The organism is Novosphingobium colocasiae, from assembly GCF_014652555.1.
Taxonomy (GTDB): Bacteria; Pseudomonadota; Alphaproteobacteria; order Sphingomonadales; family Sphingomonadaceae; genus Novosphingobium; species Novosphingobium colocasiae.
Genome location: NZ_BMZA01000001.1, coordinates 312,108 through 329,378 on the forward strand (window position 1 = coordinate 312,108; position 17,271 = coordinate 329,378).

General features: G+C 64.7%; 15 protein-coding genes and 1 riboswitch. Of the genes, 11 read left to right on the forward strand and 4 right to left on the reverse strand.

The window, feature by feature from the left end:
* The first annotated feature begins 12 nt into the window (after window positions 1-12).
* Window positions 13-822 carry a crotonase/enoyl-CoA hydratase family protein gene (locus IE122_RS01540; protein WP_189619322.1) on the forward strand — a complete coding sequence of 270 codons (810 nt, stop codon included), beginning with the start codon at window positions 13-15 and terminating at the stop codon, window positions 820-822.
* Window positions 823-1,068: 246 nt separating this feature from the next.
* On the opposite strand, the gene IE122_RS01545 is transcribed toward IE122_RS01540, so the two are convergent.
* Window positions 1,069-1,461, reverse strand: a complete 393-nt coding sequence (locus IE122_RS01545) for a group II truncated hemoglobin (RefSeq protein ID WP_189619323.1) — start codon at window positions 1,459-1,461, stop codon at window positions 1,069-1,071.
* Between the two features lie 124 nt (window positions 1,462-1,585).
* Here IE122_RS01545 and IE122_RS01550 point away from each other — a divergent pair, with 124 nt between their 5' ends.
* The 6 genes from IE122_RS01550 (at window position 1,586) to IE122_RS01575 (ending at window position 11,073) form a co-directional block, all read left to right on the forward strand.
* Entirely contained in the window at window positions 1,586-3,340 is a 1,755-nt protein-coding gene (locus tag IE122_RS01550) for a tetratricopeptide repeat-containing sulfotransferase family protein (protein WP_189619324.1), read from the forward strand.
* A 197-nt stretch (window positions 3,341-3,537) separates the two neighbouring features.
* On the forward strand, window positions 3,538-5,991 hold the full coding sequence (locus tag IE122_RS01555) for a TonB-dependent receptor (RefSeq protein ID WP_189619325.1): 2,454 nt from the start codon (window positions 3,538-3,540) through the stop codon (window positions 5,989-5,991).
* A gap of 237 nt (window positions 5,992-6,228) precedes the next feature.
* A riboswitch (TPP riboswitch) is annotated at window positions 6,229-6,339 on the forward strand.
* A gap of 42 nt (window positions 6,340-6,381) precedes the next feature.
* Window positions 6,382-8,307, forward strand: a complete 1,926-nt coding sequence (gene thiC, locus IE122_RS01560; RefSeq protein ID WP_189619326.1) for a phosphomethylpyrimidine synthase ThiC — start codon at window positions 6,382-6,384, stop codon at window positions 8,305-8,307.
* Between the two features lie 132 nt (window positions 8,308-8,439).
* Window positions 8,440-9,003 carry a DUF6932 family protein gene (locus IE122_RS01565; protein WP_373299100.1) on the forward strand — a complete coding sequence of 188 codons (564 nt, stop codon included), beginning with the start codon at window positions 8,440-8,442 and terminating at the stop codon, window positions 9,001-9,003.
* Window positions 8,996-9,925, forward strand: a complete 930-nt coding sequence (locus IE122_RS01570; RefSeq protein ID WP_189619328.1) for a hypothetical protein — start codon at window positions 8,996-8,998, stop codon at window positions 9,923-9,925. Before IE122_RS01565 ends, IE122_RS01570 begins: the two co-directional genes overlap by 8 nt.
* A 599-nt stretch (window positions 9,926-10,524) precedes the next feature.
* A complete protein-coding gene (locus IE122_RS01575; RefSeq protein WP_189619329.1) occupies window positions 10,525-11,073 on the forward strand; it encodes a hypothetical protein in 549 nt (182 codons plus the stop codon).
* 135 nt (window positions 11,074-11,208) lie between these two features.
* Here IE122_RS01575 and IE122_RS01580 read toward each other — a convergent pair whose 3' ends face one another.
* Both IE122_RS01580 and surE read right to left on the reverse strand, forming a co-directional pair.
* Complete coding sequence (locus tag IE122_RS01580) at window positions 11,209-11,886, reverse strand: GntR family transcriptional regulator (RefSeq protein ID WP_189619330.1); 678 nt, start codon at window positions 11,884-11,886, stop codon at window positions 11,209-11,211.
* The gene (surE, locus tag IE122_RS01585) at window positions 11,883-12,695 is read right to left on the reverse strand and encodes a 5'/3'-nucleotidase SurE (RefSeq protein WP_229813625.1); all 813 of its coding nucleotides are present in this window, start codon (window positions 12,693-12,695) and stop codon (window positions 11,883-11,885) included. Before surE ends, IE122_RS01580 begins: the two co-directional genes overlap by 4 nt.
* Before the next feature lie 161 nt (window positions 12,696-12,856).
* Here surE and IE122_RS01590 point away from each other — a divergent pair, with 161 nt between their 5' ends.
* From IE122_RS01590 to IE122_RS01605, 4 genes are read left to right on the forward strand one after another with little or no spacing between them, the layout of a single operon-like run.
* Window positions 12,857-13,606, forward strand: a complete 750-nt coding sequence (locus IE122_RS01590) for a PEP-utilizing enzyme (protein WP_189619331.1) — start codon at window positions 12,857-12,859, stop codon at window positions 13,604-13,606.
* Window positions 13,603-14,220: a hypothetical protein gene (locus tag IE122_RS01595; protein ID WP_189619332.1), complete on the forward strand. Its 618-nt coding sequence runs from the start codon at window positions 13,603-13,605 to the stop codon at window positions 14,218-14,220. Before IE122_RS01590 ends, IE122_RS01595 begins: the two co-directional genes overlap by 4 nt.
* A 6-nt stretch (window positions 14,221-14,226) precedes the next feature.
* A complete protein-coding gene (locus IE122_RS01600; RefSeq protein WP_189619333.1) occupies window positions 14,227-15,939 on the forward strand; it encodes a pyruvate, phosphate dikinase in 1,713 nt (570 codons plus the stop codon).
* 1 nt (window position 15,940) lies between these two features.
* Window positions 15,941-16,345: an acyl-CoA carboxylase biotin carboxyl carrier protein subunit gene (locus IE122_RS01605; RefSeq protein ID WP_189619334.1), complete on the forward strand. Its 405-nt coding sequence runs from the start codon at window positions 15,941-15,943 to the stop codon at window positions 16,343-16,345.
* A gap of 63 nt (window positions 16,346-16,408) precedes the next feature.
* Here IE122_RS01605 and IE122_RS01610 read toward each other — a convergent pair whose 3' ends face one another.
* Window positions 16,409-17,113: a GntR family transcriptional regulator gene (locus tag IE122_RS01610; protein WP_189619335.1), complete on the reverse strand. Its 705-nt coding sequence runs from the start codon at window positions 17,111-17,113 to the stop codon at window positions 16,409-16,411.
* Window positions 17,114-17,271 lie beyond the last annotated feature (158 nt).

Below are 17,271 nucleotides of genomic sequence, written 5' to 3' on the forward strand. Positions count from 1 at the left end.
GAGGGATCAAGCATGACCGAGCGTGTGACCGTCAACATCGTGGACGGCGTGGCCGAAGTCCGGCTGTCGCGACCCGACAAGCTCAACGCTCTCGACATGGCGATGTTCGAGGCGATCGTGGCGGCGGGCGATCAGGTGCGGGCCGATCCCACCGTGCGGGCAGTGGTGTTCAGCGGCGATGGCCGGTCGTTCTGCGTCGGCATCGATCTGGCATCGCTGGGCGGCGATGCGGCGGTGGGTAACGGTCCGCTGGCCCATCTGGAAACCCGCACCCACGGTGCATGCAACCTGTTCCAGCAGGCGGCGATGCAGTGGCGCACGCTGCCGGTGCCGGTGATCGCTGCCGTTCACGGCCATGCGCTGGGCGGGGGGCTGCAACTCATGCTGGGCGCGGACGTGCGGATCGTTGCGCCTGATACCGCGCTCAGCGTCAAGGAGGTGGTCTGGGGGTTGATCCCCGACATGGCCGGACTGGTGCTGTTGCGCTCTTTGGTGCGGGCCGATGTGCTGCGCGATCTGCTGTTCAGCGGGCGCACCTTCAACGGCGATGAAGCGGTGGCGCTGGGCGTGGCGAGCCGGGTCGATCCCGATCCGCTGGCCGCCGCCCGCGCCATGGCGCGCGCCATCGCCGGGTTCAGCCCCGATGCCGTGCGCGCGGCCAAGCGCCTGTGCAATGCCGCCGATGCCGGCCTGCCCGATGCCGAACTGCTGCTGTGCGAAGCGCGAGAGCAGCAGGCGCTGCTGACGGGTGCCGCTCACCGCGAAGCGGTGGCGGCGGGGCTGGCGAGGCGGCCTGCAGTTTTCGCCGATCCTTCCGGTTGATATCAAGCCTCACATGCAGCTCTCTCCCCTTCAGGCTACCGCATGCACACATCGTGTTTTGGCTCATTTTAGGATGCTGGATGGAATCCGGAGACGGCCAAATGGATTCGATTTAGAATCCCAGCCGCCACTTTCGCGCAATTTTCGAAAGCGAAGTTGGCTCGAACCGCGATGTGTGCATGCGGTAGCCTGAAGGGGAAAGGGCTATGCGTTCGGATCAACGAGCCTTGGTATGCGGCCGCAGGATCAGTCTGCGGTGTTGCGCATCCAGTCAGCCAGGGGTGCCAGCGGGGCGCGGACAGCCGCGCGCAGCGCCGGATCGGGAACCGCCTGTTCCAGCGCCGCGTCCATGCACGCCATCCAGGCATCGCGCGCGTTGTCACCGATCGGGAAGCCGAGATGCCGCTGGCGCAGGCGCGGGTGGCCGCGCTGGGCGGAATAGAGCGCGGGGCCGCCCAGCCACTGGGTGAAATAGTCCTTGAGCACCGCTTTCACCGGGCCCAGATCATCGGCATGCATCGCGCGGATCGTGCGCGCCTGCGGCAGCGCGTCCATGGCGGCGTAGAACGCCTCGACCAGCCGGTCCACCGCCGGGGCACCGCCGATCCGGTCGTAAAGGCTGGCCTGTTCCTCGCTCATTCGTGCGCTCCTTTGCATGCCGCCTAGCATCGCCTGCTGCGCTTGCACAATCCGGCGGCGCGGCTAACAATCGCGCGATGCCTTCCTGCCGGGCAGGATACGAGGAGCACCCGCCGTTCCAGCCATGACGCAGTCCGCCTATTCCGCCATCCGGCAAGAGCTCGCCGCCGATCCCCAGGCCGCGCTGCGCGGTTGCACCGCGTTGCTGGCCCGCAATCCGGACGATGCCGAGGCGCATCGGCTGGCGGGCCGCGCCTGGCGGGCGGTGGGCGATGACGAACGCGCCGTCGCCGCTGAACTGGCCGCCATCGATGCCTCTGTGCTCGATCCGGTGCTGGTCGCGGCGGGCCGGGCGATGGTGGAAAAGCGCATCGAGGTGGCGGAACCGATCCTGCGCCAGCGCCTGCGCGAAAATCCGTTCGATGTGGCGGCGATCCGCATGCTGGCCGAAGTGGCCGGGCGGCTGGGCCGGCTAGGCGACGCCGAAACACTGCTGCGCCGCGCCCTCGAACTGGCACCCGGTTTCGTCGCCGCGCGCACCAACCTCGCGCTCGTCCTGCATCGCCAGGCACGCACGCTGGAGGCGCTGGCGGAGCTGGACCGGCTCAGTTCCGATGCCCCCGCCAATGCCGTCCTGCGCGCAGCGGCGCTGGGCCGCCTCGGCGAATTTACCGAGGCGATCGCGCTGTACGAACAGGTGCTGGCGCAGGCCGGCGGCGATCGCCAGCCGCGCGTGTGGACCAGCTATGGCCATGCGCTCAAGACCGTGGGGCGGCAAGCCGATGCGATTGCCGCCTATCGCCGCGCCATCGCCATCCAGCCCTCGCTCGGCGATGCCTGGTGGTCGATCGCCAACCTCAAGACGGTCCGGCTGGATGCCGGGGACATCGCCGCGATGACCGCCGCGCTGGCCGATCCGGACGCGTCCGAAGATGATGTGATGCATCTCAACTTCGCGCTGGCCAAGGCGCTGGAGGATGCCGGCTCCCCGCGCGAGGCGTTCGATCGCTATGCCACCGCCAATGCCCTGCGCCTGCGCCAGCAGCCGTACCGGGCCGAGACGACCACCCGCGCGGTCGACCGGGCGATCGCCCTGTATACCCCGGCGTTTCTGGCGAGCCGCGCGGGGCAGGGCTGCCCGGCCGCCGATCCGGTCTTCGTGCTAGGCATGCCGCGCGCCGGATCGACGCTGATCGAGCAGATCCTGTCGAGCCATTCGCAAGTCGAAGGCACCATGGAACTGCCCGATGTGATCGCGCTGGTCGGCGAGCTTTCGGATGAGGGCAACTATCCTGCGGTGGTCCGCACATTGCCGCCGGAACGTCTGCGGGCGCTGGGCGAAGCCTATCTCGATCGCACCCGCGTGCAGCGGCGCGAAGGCAAGCCGCTGTTTATCGACAAGACGCCGAACAACTGGCTCCACGCCGGCCTTATCCACCTGATGCTGCCTAACGCGCGCATCATCGACGCGCGCCGCCACCCGCTCGATTGCTGCTATTCCAATTTCCGGCAGCACTATGCCCAGGGCCAGACCTTCGCTTACGATCTGACCGATGTGGGGCGCTACTATGCCGATTACGTCCGGTTGATGCGCCACTTCGATGCCGTCCTGCCGGGGCGGATCGTGCGGGTGATCCACGAAGACCTGCTCGATGATCCGGAAGGCGGCACCCGCGCCCTGCTCGCCGCGCTTGATCTGCCGTTCGAGGAAGCGTGCCTGCGCTTTCACGAAAACGCCCGCGCCGTCCGCACCGCCAGCTCCGAACAGGTCCGCCGCCCGATCAACCGCGACGGGGCGGGCGTATGGCGCGCGGTGGACGATCGGCTGGAACCTTTGCGCACCGCGCTCGGCCCGGTGCTGGAGGATTACGCGCGGTAGGCAGGGTTCCGTACCGGCTCAAGAATCCGAACGGACGGGGCGGGGGCGTGCCTCGGCCTCCGCCTCCGCACTGTGTCCTTGTGGCCACTGTGGCCAAAAAATGAAACCTCGTTCATGTCGCACCGCAAAAAAAGCTTTGCGCGCAGGCAAATGTAACAAATGATGGCGCTTCCTGCAGGGTCTCAGGGGGTTCACACATGATAAAGGCAATCCGCACGGCACCGCTCGCCTGTGCGCTGCTCTCCACCACGTCGCTGGTCATACCGGTCGTTGCACGCGCGCAGGCCGAACCTGCGGCGGCGTCAGAGGCTGACAGCGGCGGCGATATCATCGTCACCGCACAGCGCCGATCGGAAAGCCTCCAGAAGGTGCCGCTTTCGATCAACGTGCTGGGTGAGCAGAAGCTCAAGGAGCAGAACGTCGCCTCATTCGACGATTATGCCAAGATTCTGCCCAGCGTCAGCTTCCAGTCGTTCGGCCCCAGCCAGTCGCAGATATTCTTCCGGGGCGTTTCCTCGGGCGGCGATGGCCTGCATATCGGCCCGCTGCCCACCAGTTCGATGTACATCGATGATATCCCCGTCACCACCATCGGCGGCACGGTGGACTTCCACGTCTACGATATCGCCCGCATCGAAGCTTTGGCCGGCCCGCAGGGCACCCTGTTCGGCGCGTCCTCGCTCTCGGGCGTGCTGCGGCTCATCACGAACAAGCCCGATCCCACCGCGTTCAGCGCCTCGGTCGATGCGGAAGCGAACAAGTTCAGTAAGGGCGACTTTGGCGGCAGCCTGGAAGGTTACGTCAATATCCCGCTGAGCGAGACGATGGCCCTGCGCGTAAGCGGCTTCTACAAGAAGGACGGCGGGTATATCGACAATATCCCCGGCACCCGCACCTTCACGCTCGACGATGGCCCGCCGGTTCCCGACACCCCCGAGAACGCAAACGATCCCGGCAATACCGCGACCAACAAGACGGTCACGAACGCCGCGCTGGTCAAGGATGACTATAACGATGTCGAGACTTACGGCGGCCGCGCCGCGCTGGGTATCGATCTCGATGGCAACTGGTCGGTCACGCCGTCCATCATTTACCAGCACCAGAAGGCCAACGGCGGCTTCCTGTATGATCCCAAGAAGGGCTACCTCAAGGTTACCGATTACCTGCCCAGCTCCAACAAGGATGAATGGTATCAGGCGGCGCTGACCATTACCGGCAAGCTGTCGGACTGGGACGTGACCTATGCGGGCGGCTATTTCGGGCGCAAGGTCGATAACCGGCCGGATTATTCCTATTACTCGGTCGCTTACGATACCTATACTTACACCAGCAGCGGATCGCGCTACCACGGCTACGCCACCTATTTCCCGGACCCGAACAACCCCGGCGAATTCCTTGATCCCACCCAGAACGCGATCCTCAAGGACAAGTACACCAAGTTCACGCAGGAACTGCGCATCGCCTCGCCGTCCGACAAGCCGTTCCGGCTGACGGCGGGTGCCTTCATGCAGATCCAGACCGACAAGATCTTTGCGGACTACAACGTCAAGGGTTTCGGCAGCGTCGTCAGCCCCATCTGGCTGCCGCAGTTCGCCGATGGGTCGGATACGATGTTCCGCACCCGCATCAAGCGCAAGGATCAGGACTACGCCGTGTTCGCGCAGGCGGAATACGACATCGTCCCCGATGTGACCCTGATTGCCGGCATGCGCGGGTTCATGTCGCACAACACGATCTCAGGCTTTTCCGGCACGGCCACGGCCAGGAACTGCCTGATCTCCACGCCGTCCACCGATCCCGCCGTGCCATGCCACAACGTCGACAAGGCGAGCGACGAATCGGGCATGATCTACAAGGCCGGCGTCAAATACCAGATGACGCCCGACGTCATGGTCTACGCCACCGTGTCACGCGGCTACCGCCCTGGCGGCAACAACCGCCGCCCCGGCGTCAATCCGTTCAAGTCGGACACATTGGACAACTATGAAGTGGGCTGGAAGACTCGCTTCGGGCCGGTCACCCTCAATGGCGCGGCGTTCTACGAGAAGTGGAAGAAGCTCCAGTTCGGTCTGGTCCCGCTCGGCCAGAACGGGGTGACCAACACCTACAATGCGGGTGACGCCCGGATCTACGGCATCGAAGGCGATATCGCCGCGCGGTTCGGCGGGCTGATTCTGTCGGCGGCGGGCACCTACGTCGACGCCAAGCTGACGACTGACTTCTGCCAGGTCGATCCGGTCACCAAGAACATCGTCTGCAACCCCGGCGATCCGCCCGCCGCGCCCAAGAGGACCCGCCTGCCGATCATGCCCAGGTTCAAGGGCGACGCCACCGCCCGGTATGAAGTGCCGGTCGGATCGGGGAAAGCTTTCGCGCAAGGAACCGTTTCGCATCAGGGCGGCACCCGTTCGTTCCTCACCGATGCGGACTTCGCGGCGGTGGGGCCGACCAAGGCCTTCACCACCGTCGATTTCTCGATCGGCATCAACTGGGACCACTATCGCGTCTCCGCGTTCCTCGACAATGCGTTCAGCAGCCACGGCGTTCTGTCGCTCAATTCGGTCTGTGCGACGCAGATCTGCGGGCAATATTCGCGCGCCTATCCCACCACACCGCAGATGTTCGGCATCAAGCTGGGCTACGACTACTGATACCAAGGCTCATTGATCCGAACGCAGAGCCCTCTCCCCTTCAGGGGAGAGGGTTGGGAGAGGGGGACTGCGCCGCTTTGCCCCCTCTCTACTCCGGCTAGGCGGCAAGCCGCCAAGCCTGCGTATCTCTCCCCTGAAGGGGAGAGAGCGACATTGGTATGATCCGTCGCGGGCGGGGGCCTTTTGCCGGCCTCCGCCCGCCACCCCTTTACGCGCCGCTCCACTCTCTCTATCATCCGCCCACCACCGGGGAGCCAGCTAGTGGCTGAGAGGTGCGGGTTAAGCTCCGCACGACCCGTCGAACCTGAACCCGTTAGCACGGGCGGAGGGAGTTGGACGGCCTGCATTCCGGCAATCCGCTCGTTTTCCGTCCCGATGGAGAAGAAGCGCATGGCCGACATCAATTCCAAGCTGGAAATCGGCGTCACCACCGGACCGATCCGGGGATCGAACAAGGTCCATGTCGGCCCGCTCAAGGTCGCCATGCGCGAAATTCACCTGGAGCCGTCCAGCGGTGAGCCGCCGGTGCGTGTCTATGACACCTCGGGCCCGTACACCGATCCTGCCGTCACCATCGATATCTCCGCCGGGCTGGCGCAGCTTCGCCGCGAATGGCAGTTGTCGCGCGGCGACGTCGAAGCTTACGATGCGCGGGCGGTGAAGCCGGAAGACAACGGCCTCAAGGGGCCTGACCGTTCGGCCGGGGTTCCCGCGTTCCCCAACGTCGTCAAGCGCCCGCTGCGGGCCAAGGCCGGGGCCAACCTGTCGCAGATGCACTATGCCCGGCGCGGCATCATCACGCCCGAGATGGAATACGTTGCGGTGCGCGAGAACCTCGGCCGCGAAATGCTCAAGGAATACGTCCGTGACGGGCAGGACTGGGGCGCGGCGATCCCGGACTATGTCACCCCCGAATTCGTGCGCGAGGAAGTGGCGCGCGGCCGGGCGATCATCCCCAGCAACGTCAACCACCCCGAATGCGAACCGATGGCGATCGGCCGCAATTTCCTGGTCAAGATCAACGCCAACATTGGCAACTCCGCCGTCGCCAGCGATGTGGCGAGCGAAGTGGACAAGATGGTCTGGTCGATCCGCTGGGGCGCGGACACCGTGATGGACCTGTCCACCGGCCGCAATATCCATGACACGCGCGAATGGATCATCCGCAACAGCCCGGTGCCGATCGGCACCGTGCCGATCTATCAGGCGCTCGAAAAGGTCGGCGGCGTCGCCGAGGATCTGACCTGGGAGATCTTCCGCGATACGCTGATCGAACAGGCCGAACAGGGCGTGGACTATTTCACCATCCACGCCGGCGTGCGCCTGCCCTACATCCCGCTGACCGCCAGGCGTGTCACCGGGATCGTCAGCCGTGGCGGCTCGATCATGGCCAAGTGGTGCCTTGCGCACCACAAGGAGAGCTTCCTCTACGAGCACTTCGACGAGATCACCGAGATCATGAAGGCCTATGACATCGCCTATTCGCTGGGCGATGGCCTGCGCCCCGGCTCGATCGCGGACGCCAACGACGAAGCGCAGTTCGCCGAACTCTATACGCTGGGCGAACTGACCAAGCGCGCCTGGCAACAGGACGTGCAGGTGATGATCGAAGGTCCGGGCCATGTGCCGATGCACAAGGTCAAGGAGAACATGGACAAGCAGCTCGAAGCCTGCGGCGAGGCTCCGTTCTACACTCTCGGGCCGCTCGTCACCGATATCGCGCCGGGCTACGATCACATCACCAGCGGCATCGGCGCGGCGATGATCGGCTGGTACGGCACGGCGATGCTCTGCTACGTGACGCCCAAGGAACACCTTGGCCTGCCGGACCGCGATGACGTCAAGGTCGGCGTGGTCACGTACAAGCTCGCCGCCCACGCGGCCGATCTTGCCAAGGGCCACCCCGCCGCCAAGCTGCGCGACGATGCGCTCAGCCGCGCCCGCTTCGAATTCCGCTGGCGCGATCAGTTCAACCTCAGCCTCGATCCCGATACGGCCGAGCAGTACCACGACCAGACCCTCCCCGCCGAAGGCGCCAAGAGCGCGCACTTCTGCTCGATGTGCGGCCCCAAGTTCTGCTCGATGAAGATCACCCAGGAAGTCCGCGAATTCGCGGCAAAGCAGAACCAGCCGGTCGATGCGTTCGTCGCCGCCAATCCTCCCCGTGCCGGGGAGGGGGACCATGCGCAGCATGGTGGAGAGGCACAGGCACTCACCGCCGACGCCGCCGAAAAGGGCATGGCGGAGATGAGCGAGAAGTACGAGGAAATCGGCCGCCAGCTCTACATCGGCGCAGGGGACCGGGAGCGGGATTGAGGGTTTGAGTGGGGTGAAGACGAAGGTCAAGAAGGCGAACTTTCCGGAATAGATTGCTTAAATTCCTTGATTTACTTCCCGATTTCCGTCTTTGTACGGGGAAAGGGGAATAGCTTGATACCACCGTTTAACTTGAACGGCGTTTTGCCGCCATTCGTTGGCGGAACACCCGGCGCTCAGATGGCATGGTCTTCCCCTTATAATTGCACTGCTATTGAGCTTGTGCAGCGTTTTTCCACATCCAGCCACCGGCGTAGATTACTACAAGGATTGTTCCAGTTTCGTTCTCAACTGCGTGAAAAGGGTATCGTATCAGGTTTCCAGTGGTTGGACGGTAGCTTCACTGAAGATGTCGAGGCAGACGGAAGGCAACCAAATGATATCGACGTGGTGACGCTGGCATATCGTCCCGAAAGCTTGGCCCTGAATTTGCAGGGTTGGAGGGATTTCGTGCATGAGCAGGGAAATGGCGGGATTTTTGATCGAACTCGAAATCGCGAAGAATTTACTTGCGATACTTTTTTTGTCGACTTGAACTCGGTTCCGTATCTGGTCGCTCGGCAGGCTGCGTATTGGAGCGGGCTGTTCTCGCACCGACGCGAAACATTTCAATGGAAGGGTATGTTAGCTTTACCGCTACATGAAGACGACACTGAGGCAATAGTCGCATTGGGTGGAGTTACCGAAAATGAGTAAGCTCCATCGTGCCGCATTGGAGAGCGAACTTGCGAGCCTCCAATCGCTGATTGCAGAGGCCGGCGATGCTGACCCGCTAGGGGTACTTTCATTACGTCAGCGGGTTAAAAAGATAGAGGAAAAACTCGCCGAGCTTGGCGAACAGAAGCATCACGCCGATGTGACCCTGCTTTTCTATGGCAAACCCGTCGATGGCTCCAGGGGTATTGACGCAGAGTTTGCTGGCAAAGCCCTCCAATCATACCAATCTGCACTGTCGAAGCACATGAATTCTTTGACGGGTAGAGCGCTTGGAAGGAGGGGGCCGGTACCAGAGCGTAGCTTGTCCCGTATGAATATTGTCGACGTTGTGCATGGTTCGTTTGGCTTTCGGCTTGAGGAAGACAGCGAGGAAGCTCAAATGTTCGACACTTCGCTGCGTGATGCCGTGACTGCTATATCCCAAATCATCCACGATTTTTCGGATCCTTCAGACGCAATATTTGAGAAAGCCATAGACGATATTGATAGTCGGACCTTTCTCTCAGTGAAATATTTTATCGAATTATTGAGGAATGAAGGTGCAAAGTTCAAACTTGTTGAGGATAATAATGAAATAGAACTTGATGAAGCCAAGGTCGAGCGCGCTTATCAGCGCGTTGAGCGGACTGAAGTAACTGAAAGTGAAGACCAAATTGCAGGCACGCTGGTTGGGGTCATGCCGGTAGCGCGTAGGTTCGAGTTTAACTTGGGAGGGACAGAAGAGATCATCTCTGGCCCAATAGATGCACGTCTTAGTGCCGATTTTCTTGAGCGCATCGAAAATGACGAGCAATTCATCGGAAGGGCGTGGCGCGCCTCTGTAAGGGTCAGGAATGTTCGTCGTCCTGACGGTCGCGAGAAGATTGAATACATACTAACAGGCCTCATCCATCCAGAATAATGCGTTGGGTGGTCCTTGAAGGTTGGGATGTGCCTCATTCTCGTTATTTTCCCCTAACTTGCGTTTGTTATAATTCTCGTACGACCACCACCCTCAAGATCGGCAAATTCCGCCGGGTTTGTCCTGTTCAAGGGCTTTTTGGCGCGTTTGCGTGTGGGTCCCGGTGATGTGCTGCATCTGTCCGAGGATGAACTGGCCGACTGGTTCCGGCAACGCATTGTCGAGGGTTAACTGAGGCAGGCAGCATTCGTCTGATCGGCCACGCTGCACAGATCTCCTTCCTCGTCATCCCGGACACCTACGGCACTTGTTTCCGGGGCCCTCCGGCGGCTGCGCACATCGCCTCGGCCCACCCCGTCCGGCTAGGCGGTACACCGCCAAGCCTTCCGGCCCTCCCGCAAGCGGGCGGGCGAACGCGCGTGTCCCCGCCCGCTGCGGGAGGGGAGCGAGACTTGCTGAGCCGCAGGCGAAGCTAGTCGCAGCGGGGTGGGCCAGGCACCATTATCGACGCCTTCATTCACTGAACAGGTCCGATGGCTCACACCGCCCATCCCACTTCCCACTTTCCTACTCCCCGAAAATCTGTCCTAAACTGGCCGATGACCACATCGCGAAAAGGCCAGCAGGGGGCCGTTTCCCTGCCCGCCGTCCGCCGCGACGGCTGGACGCTCGAACGCCAGGCCGGGTTCCTGCGCGCCCTTGCCGCCACGCATAGCGTCGATCAGGCGGCGCGCAGCGTCGGCATGACGCGGCAGTCGGCCTATCGGTTGCGCGCGCGCCTGCGCGGCGAGCCGTTCGATCTGGCGTGGGATGCCGCCTTTCAGTCCGCTTTCGACCGGCTTGCCGAAGCGGCCATGGAGCGGGCGCTCAATGGCGTAGAGGTGCCGCATTTCCACAAGGGCGAACTGGTCGGTACTTCGCGGCGGTTCGACGAGCGGCTGACCGTGGCGCTGCTCGCCATGCGCCACGCGCTCCTGCGCCCGCCGGCACCGCACTGGCATGAAGCGGCCGGCTATGAGGTCGACGATTTCCGCGCGCTTCTGTCGCGCGTCGCGCAAGGGCCCGAAATCTGGCGCAACAGCGCGTCGGACGATGGCGATGACTGGGACGAGGATGGCGGCAGGGCGGGCGATACCGGCTCGGCGTGAGCGGCTGGCGAGTGATTTTGCCCGTTCATCTGTAACTTTCGCAAATCGCCATAAAAAATATATAATTCAATATGATATGGCCGATCTGGAAAGTTACAAGGTGTAACCTTTGTAAACTTCGCAAGGCGTCGCGGCCTACCCCTCTTCGAACGCCGCGTCCGGCAGGGCCGTCACCATCGCGCGGGTTTCCGCAAACAGCGCCTGCACCGCCGCTTCCGCGGCTTCCACGTTGCCGGCGACGACGGCCTGGGCGATCCGGCGGTAGCCGGCGGTGTGGATCTGCTGCTGTTCCCAGCTCTGGTAGGGGCGCATCTGGGCGCGGAACAGATCGGCGCGGCGCAGCGGGGTGACGCGCGGCAGTTCGCGGTTCGCGGCCACTTCGAACAGGCAATCGTAGAACGCCTGGCGGATCGCGATGTAGGAGCGGTGGTCGCCGTCCTCGTCATGGCGGCGCGCGGCGTCGAGCGCGGCGTCCATCAGCGCGCGCTTTTCGTGGGTCGAAGCCGCCGCCAGCCGCGCGGCGAGGCGCACCAGTTGTTCGAGCACCGCCAGCAGATCGCGGGTGTCGCGCCGGCTCAGGCGGCAGATATGCGCGCCGCGATAGCGGTGGATGGCAACGATGCCATCGCCGTTGAGGTGGCGCAGCGCCTCGCGCAGCGAGGATCGGCTGATCTGCAGGCGCAGCGTCAGCTCGGCCTCGACCAGATGCTGGCCGGGCACGAACTGACCGGTGCGGATGCCGTTGCGGATGGCATCGGCCACTTTCTCGGTCGTGCCGGTGGTGGCATCGCGCGGGGCCGGGGTGGCGGTCATGCCGGCTGGACGATCCCGGCCCGTTCGAACCGCGCGCGCATCGCGTCGAGCTGGTCGTAAGCGGTCATGTCGAGCTGCATCGGCGTGATCGAAACGGCCTTGTCGCGCGCGGCGGCAAGGTCGTTGCCTTCGGCCGCGCCGCCATCGGGGAAGGCGATCTTGATCCAGTAATAGGGCACATGCCGTTCATCCACCCGGCGCATGGGACGGAACGATCCGGGCGGCCGCATGCCCTGCGTGGTCACGCGCACCCCGGTCACCTCGTCGAGCGGGCAGTGAGGGAAGTTGACGTTGACGAAGCTGCCTTGCGTCCATGCCATGTCGATCAGGCCGGGCAGGATCTGCGCGGTATAATGGCGCGCGGTCTCCCAGTGGACCGGCGTGTTGTAGGACCAGATCTGGCTGAGCGCGATGGACGGGATGCCCAGCATCGCCCCTTCGATGGCAGCCGAAGCGGTGCCCGAATAGGTGATGTCCTCGGCCAGATTGGGGCCGCGGTTGATGCCCGAAAGGAGGAGGTCCGGCTTGCGATCGCCGAGCAGTTCGTAAACGCCCAGCAGCGCGTAATCGGTCGGCGTGCCCTTGACCGCAAAATGGCGTTCGTCGCGTTGGCGGATGCGGATCGGATAGGAGAGTGACAGGGAATGCCCCGCGCCCGAGCGCTCCTCGTCCGGGGCGACGACCCAGATGTCATCCGTGAACTGGCGCACGATCTCTTCGAGCAGGACGATGCCGGGCGCATCGATCCCGTCGTCGTTGACGATCAGCACCCGGGGGTTGGGCTTGGACAGCACGGCCTTGGCGTTCACGCATTCGCTCCACGATATTTCTTTGCGGGCAGGCTAATCGGATTCGTCTTTTCCGTCAATATCGTCGGACGATTTCATCCGTCATACGCTTGACAGCCCGGTGCCGACGCGGCACATCCGCGATGACGGGCAACGGACTCGGACAAGACAAGGAGAGAGGCATGGAGGCGGGTTTGCCGATGGATGCCAGGATCGGCGACAAGCCGCCGGCATCGCCGCTGGTCGAGGCGACACTGAGCCTGATGCATGAAACCCTGCGCGGTCGGCTGGCCGCTTCGGGCCAGGACTGGGACACGTTCCGGGGCAGCGCCGAAGCTTTCACCGCCGCTGATGCGGCCGAGATCGAGCGGCGCGTCCTCTCGACCGGCTACCGGTTCGACTGGTCGGCGGGTATCTCGGTGGCGGAAGCGCCCGAAATCTACCGCCCGCGCGGCGATGGCGACCGGATCGACGAGAGTTTCGCGCATCCCGACGCGCCGCAGGGCGAGCCCGATGGCGAAGGACGGGCGCTGGCCGGAGTGGGCGATAACGTGGTCCGCCACGAAGCCGACCGGCGCGGCGTCGCCCGGTTCATCCGCACGAACGAACGGGTGCTGGATTACCTGACCAACGGGGTGCCCCCGGGCACCGTCGCGGTGATCGACGATTCGGGCGGCACGCTGACCGCGCCGATCATCGAACAGTTTGCCGGGGTCATCTGCGCCGGCGGAACCGTCCGCTCGCACCTCGGCATCCTGACGCGCGAATACAACATTCCCTGCCTGATGAACGCCAAAATCGCCGGGATCGCCGACGGCGACACGGTGATTATCGAGGCGAGCGCGCAGGCCAAGACCACCGAAGATTACCAGCAGGGTGTGGAACGGGTGGGCCGGGTGTGGCGGATCGTTCCAGAGGAAGCGGTGGCATGAGCGGGGCTGTGATCGACGAGCGCGATCTCGTGTTCCACGGCGTCGCGATCAAGCGCCACGCGGGTCCGGCCGCCATCGCCGAACTGGTCGGCCTGCCCGAACCGCGCGTGTCCGCGTTGCTGGACCAGGCCGTGGCAACCGGGCGGGTGGTGGATGCGGGCGGAGCCTATATCCTGGCACCGCTGACCCGGGTGGCGCTGGAAGGGCGCTACAGCCGCCACTTCGGCCACTTGCGCGCCGACAAGGCGTTTGAAACCGCCTATCTCGCGTTCGAACGGGTCAACAAGACGCTCAAGCAGGTCATCACCGACTGGCAGACCGTCACGATCGGCGGCAACAAGGTGGCCAACGACCACAGCGATCGCGCGCACGACGAAGACGTGATCGACCGGCTGGGTGAAATTCACGAACAGGTCGAGCCGATCCTGGCGGCGCTCTCGGCCCGATGGCCGCGCCTTGCCATCTACGCGCAGAAGCTGCTGGCCGCGCTCGAGGCCGCCGAGGATGGCGAGCACGAATGGGTCAGCGATATCCGTCGCGACAGCTACCACACCGTATGGTTCGAATTGCATGAGGACCTGCTCCGCGTCATGGGGCGGGTCCGGGAGGAATAAGCCCTGATGACTGCCGAGAACTGGACCGTCCGCCTGGACGGATCGACGCTGCCTGACCGCCGCCTTATCGGCGGCAAGGCCTGGTCCATCGCCCTTATGCGGGCAATGGACCTGCCGGTGCCGCCGGCCTTCGTGATCACCACGCAGGCCTGCCTCGCCTATCTGGAGCAGGGCGCGTTTCCCGCCGGCCTCGAAGCGGAAATCGATGCCGGGCTGGCCTGGCTCGATGCCGCGACCGGCCGCCAGTTCGGCGGGGCGGAGCGGCCGCTGCTGCTCTCGGTCCGGTCGGGCGCGGCGATTTCGATGCCCGGGATGATGGACACCGTGCTGAACCTGGGCATCGACGATGCCGCCGAAGCGGCACTGGCGGCGGAATCGGGCCTGCCCGATTTTGCCCGCGATACACACCGCCGGTTCCTGGAACTCTACGCCTCGATCGTGCTCAAGCTGCCGGTCGAACTCGACCATGGCGCCGCGCCGCAAAGCTGGCGCGAGCAGGTCGCTGCCCCGGCCACCCCGCGCGAGGCGCTGCTGGGCGCGGTGCGAGCGGTGTTCGAAAGCTGGAACACCCGCCGGGCCAAGCGCTACCGCGATCACAACAACATTCCCCACGATATGGGCACTGCGGTTACCATCCAGGCGATGGTGTTCGGCAACCTTGACGAGCACAGCGGCACCGGGGTTCTGTTCAGCCGCAATCCGCTGACCGGCGAACCGCTGCCCTACGGCGAATACCTGCCGCGTGCGCAAGGCGAGGACGTGGTCTCCGGCAAGTTCACGCCGCTCGGCCTCGATGCGATGGCGGCGATGGAGCCGGAGGCGCATGCCGCGCTGCTGGCTGCCTGCGCCCGGCTGGAGGCCGAGCACCGGGATATTCAGGATATCGAGTTCACGGTGCAGAGCGGCGTCCTTTATCTCCTGCAGGCCCGCTCGGCCAAGCGCGCGCCCGACGCGGCGGTGCGTGCGGCGGTGGACATGGTGGGCGAGGGCCTGATCGATGTCGGCCAGGCGCTGGCCCGGGTCAGCCCCGAACAGGTGCAGGCGCTGCTGCTGCCACGGCTGGGTTCCGGCGCGCTCGACGCGGCTGCGGTTGCCGCGCAGGGCGAGGGGGCCTGTCCCGGCGTTGCCTGCGGCGTGGTGGTGACCGACCCCGACGAGGCTGAAAGGCGCGCGCGCACCGGCGAAGCGGTGGTGCTGGTACGCTCGACCACCAGCCCAGACGATATCCACGGGATGATCGCGGCAGTTGCCGTGGTCACCGAACAGGGCGGCTCCACTTCGCACGCCGCCGTCGTCAGCCGGGCCCTCGGGCGGCCGTGCGTGGTCGGCGTCGGCAAGGGTCCGCAACCCGGCGCGATCGTGACCGTCGATGGTGAAAGCGGGCGGGTCTATGCCGGGCAGTTGCCGGTAGAGATGCCCGATGAGGCGGCGGACGCGCGGCTTGCCCGGTTGATCGACTGGGCCCGCGCCCGCAGCACGGTTCAGGTGCTGCGTCCGGCCGATGCCGGGGGTGTCGAAGGCTGCGTCGATGTCGATGCGCAGTTGTCGGATGGCGAGGCGGATGGGCTCAAGAGCCTGCTGCATGGCGCGGTCGCGGCGAAAGGCGCGGCGCTCGCCAATCCCGATACGGCGCGGCTGGCGCGGGCACAGGGCGTGCGCACCATCGTGACAGAGCCGGTCCTGCCGGCGCTGCTGGCGATGATCGAGGAGGTGGCCTGAGATGAGCGAGCTTGTCAGCGATACCCGCACGTTCCTGCGGCTGTTCCGCCATTCCGGGTACAAGGACATGCACATCCGGCTGGGCGATTACGAGGCGTTCTTCTCCTCGCCAGACGGCGCAGCGAATCCCTTGCTGGCGGGCGAAGTGACGGCAGGCGCAGACGCAGCGCCTGCGGGCGATCCCGGCGCAGACCTGATCGTGGTGGCCCCGCACATCGCCTCGTTCCTGTCCGCTCTGCCGGTCGGCAGCACCGTTGCGGCGGGCGAGGCCGTAGCCCGGATCGAGCTGCTCGGCGAAGAGATTGCCGTGCCGGCTGACCGCGCCGGCACCGTTAGCCAAGTGCTGGCCGAAGCTGGCGCGCTGGTCGAATATTCCGCGCCGCTGGTCCGCTTGCTGGCGGCCTGAGCGCGCAGAAAAGGCGGCGGGACGATGTTTCGGCCTGCTCCGGCGGCTGTCCGCTGTCCGCGATCAGGACATGCCGGGAAAGGCGCTGTCCGGCAGATCAAGCATCGTCCTGCGGGTGCCGTCGAAGTGCTTTTTGACGGCGAGATCGGCCTTTTTCGCGTCTCCGGCGATGATCGCCCGCGCGATCGGACCATATCCCGAAGCGTGGCGCTTGCGGTGGACTTCGGTCTGCACCGTCTCGATCTGCGCCCGCATCAGGTCGGTGCGCGAAAGCGGGATGACCCGGGCCAGTTCGCGGTTGCCGCCGATGTCGATCATCGCGTCGTAAAAGCGTCGGCGCGCTTCGAGATAGGTGGCGCGGTTGCCGCTGCGGGCGGCGGCCTCCAGATCGGCGTCGGCCCGTTCCATCTGGCTGCGCGTGGCGGGCGTGGTGCAGTTTTCCGCCGCCAGCCGGGCGGCCAGGCGTGCCAGCGGCTCCAGCGTATCGAGCAATTGCGCGACGGCGGTGCGATCCAGCAGGCCGATATAGGCCCCGCGATAACGGCTGAGGGTGACGATCCCGGCCGCCGCCAGGTGCTTGAGCGATTCACGCAGCGATCCCCGGCTGATGCCGAGCCGGCGCGTCAGATCGGGTTCGAGCAGGTGCTGGCCAGGCACGAACACGCCCGAACGGATGCCCTGGGTGATGGCGTCGGCGACCTTGTCGGTTGCGCTTTCCGGTTCCGCAGCAGCGCTGCGCGCAGATCCATTTGTCGCGGCGTTCGTCATCGTTGGTTCGGAGCCCTCCATGGGCGGGCATTACCGTTGCCGGGCCCTCGCGTCCATATCCCGGCACAAAGTCGCTGGATAGCCGGCTGCCCAAAGGAGACCCATTACATCGTCGAATGATATTGGCGAACGAACTGCACCCGCCACGCCGCGGTCGG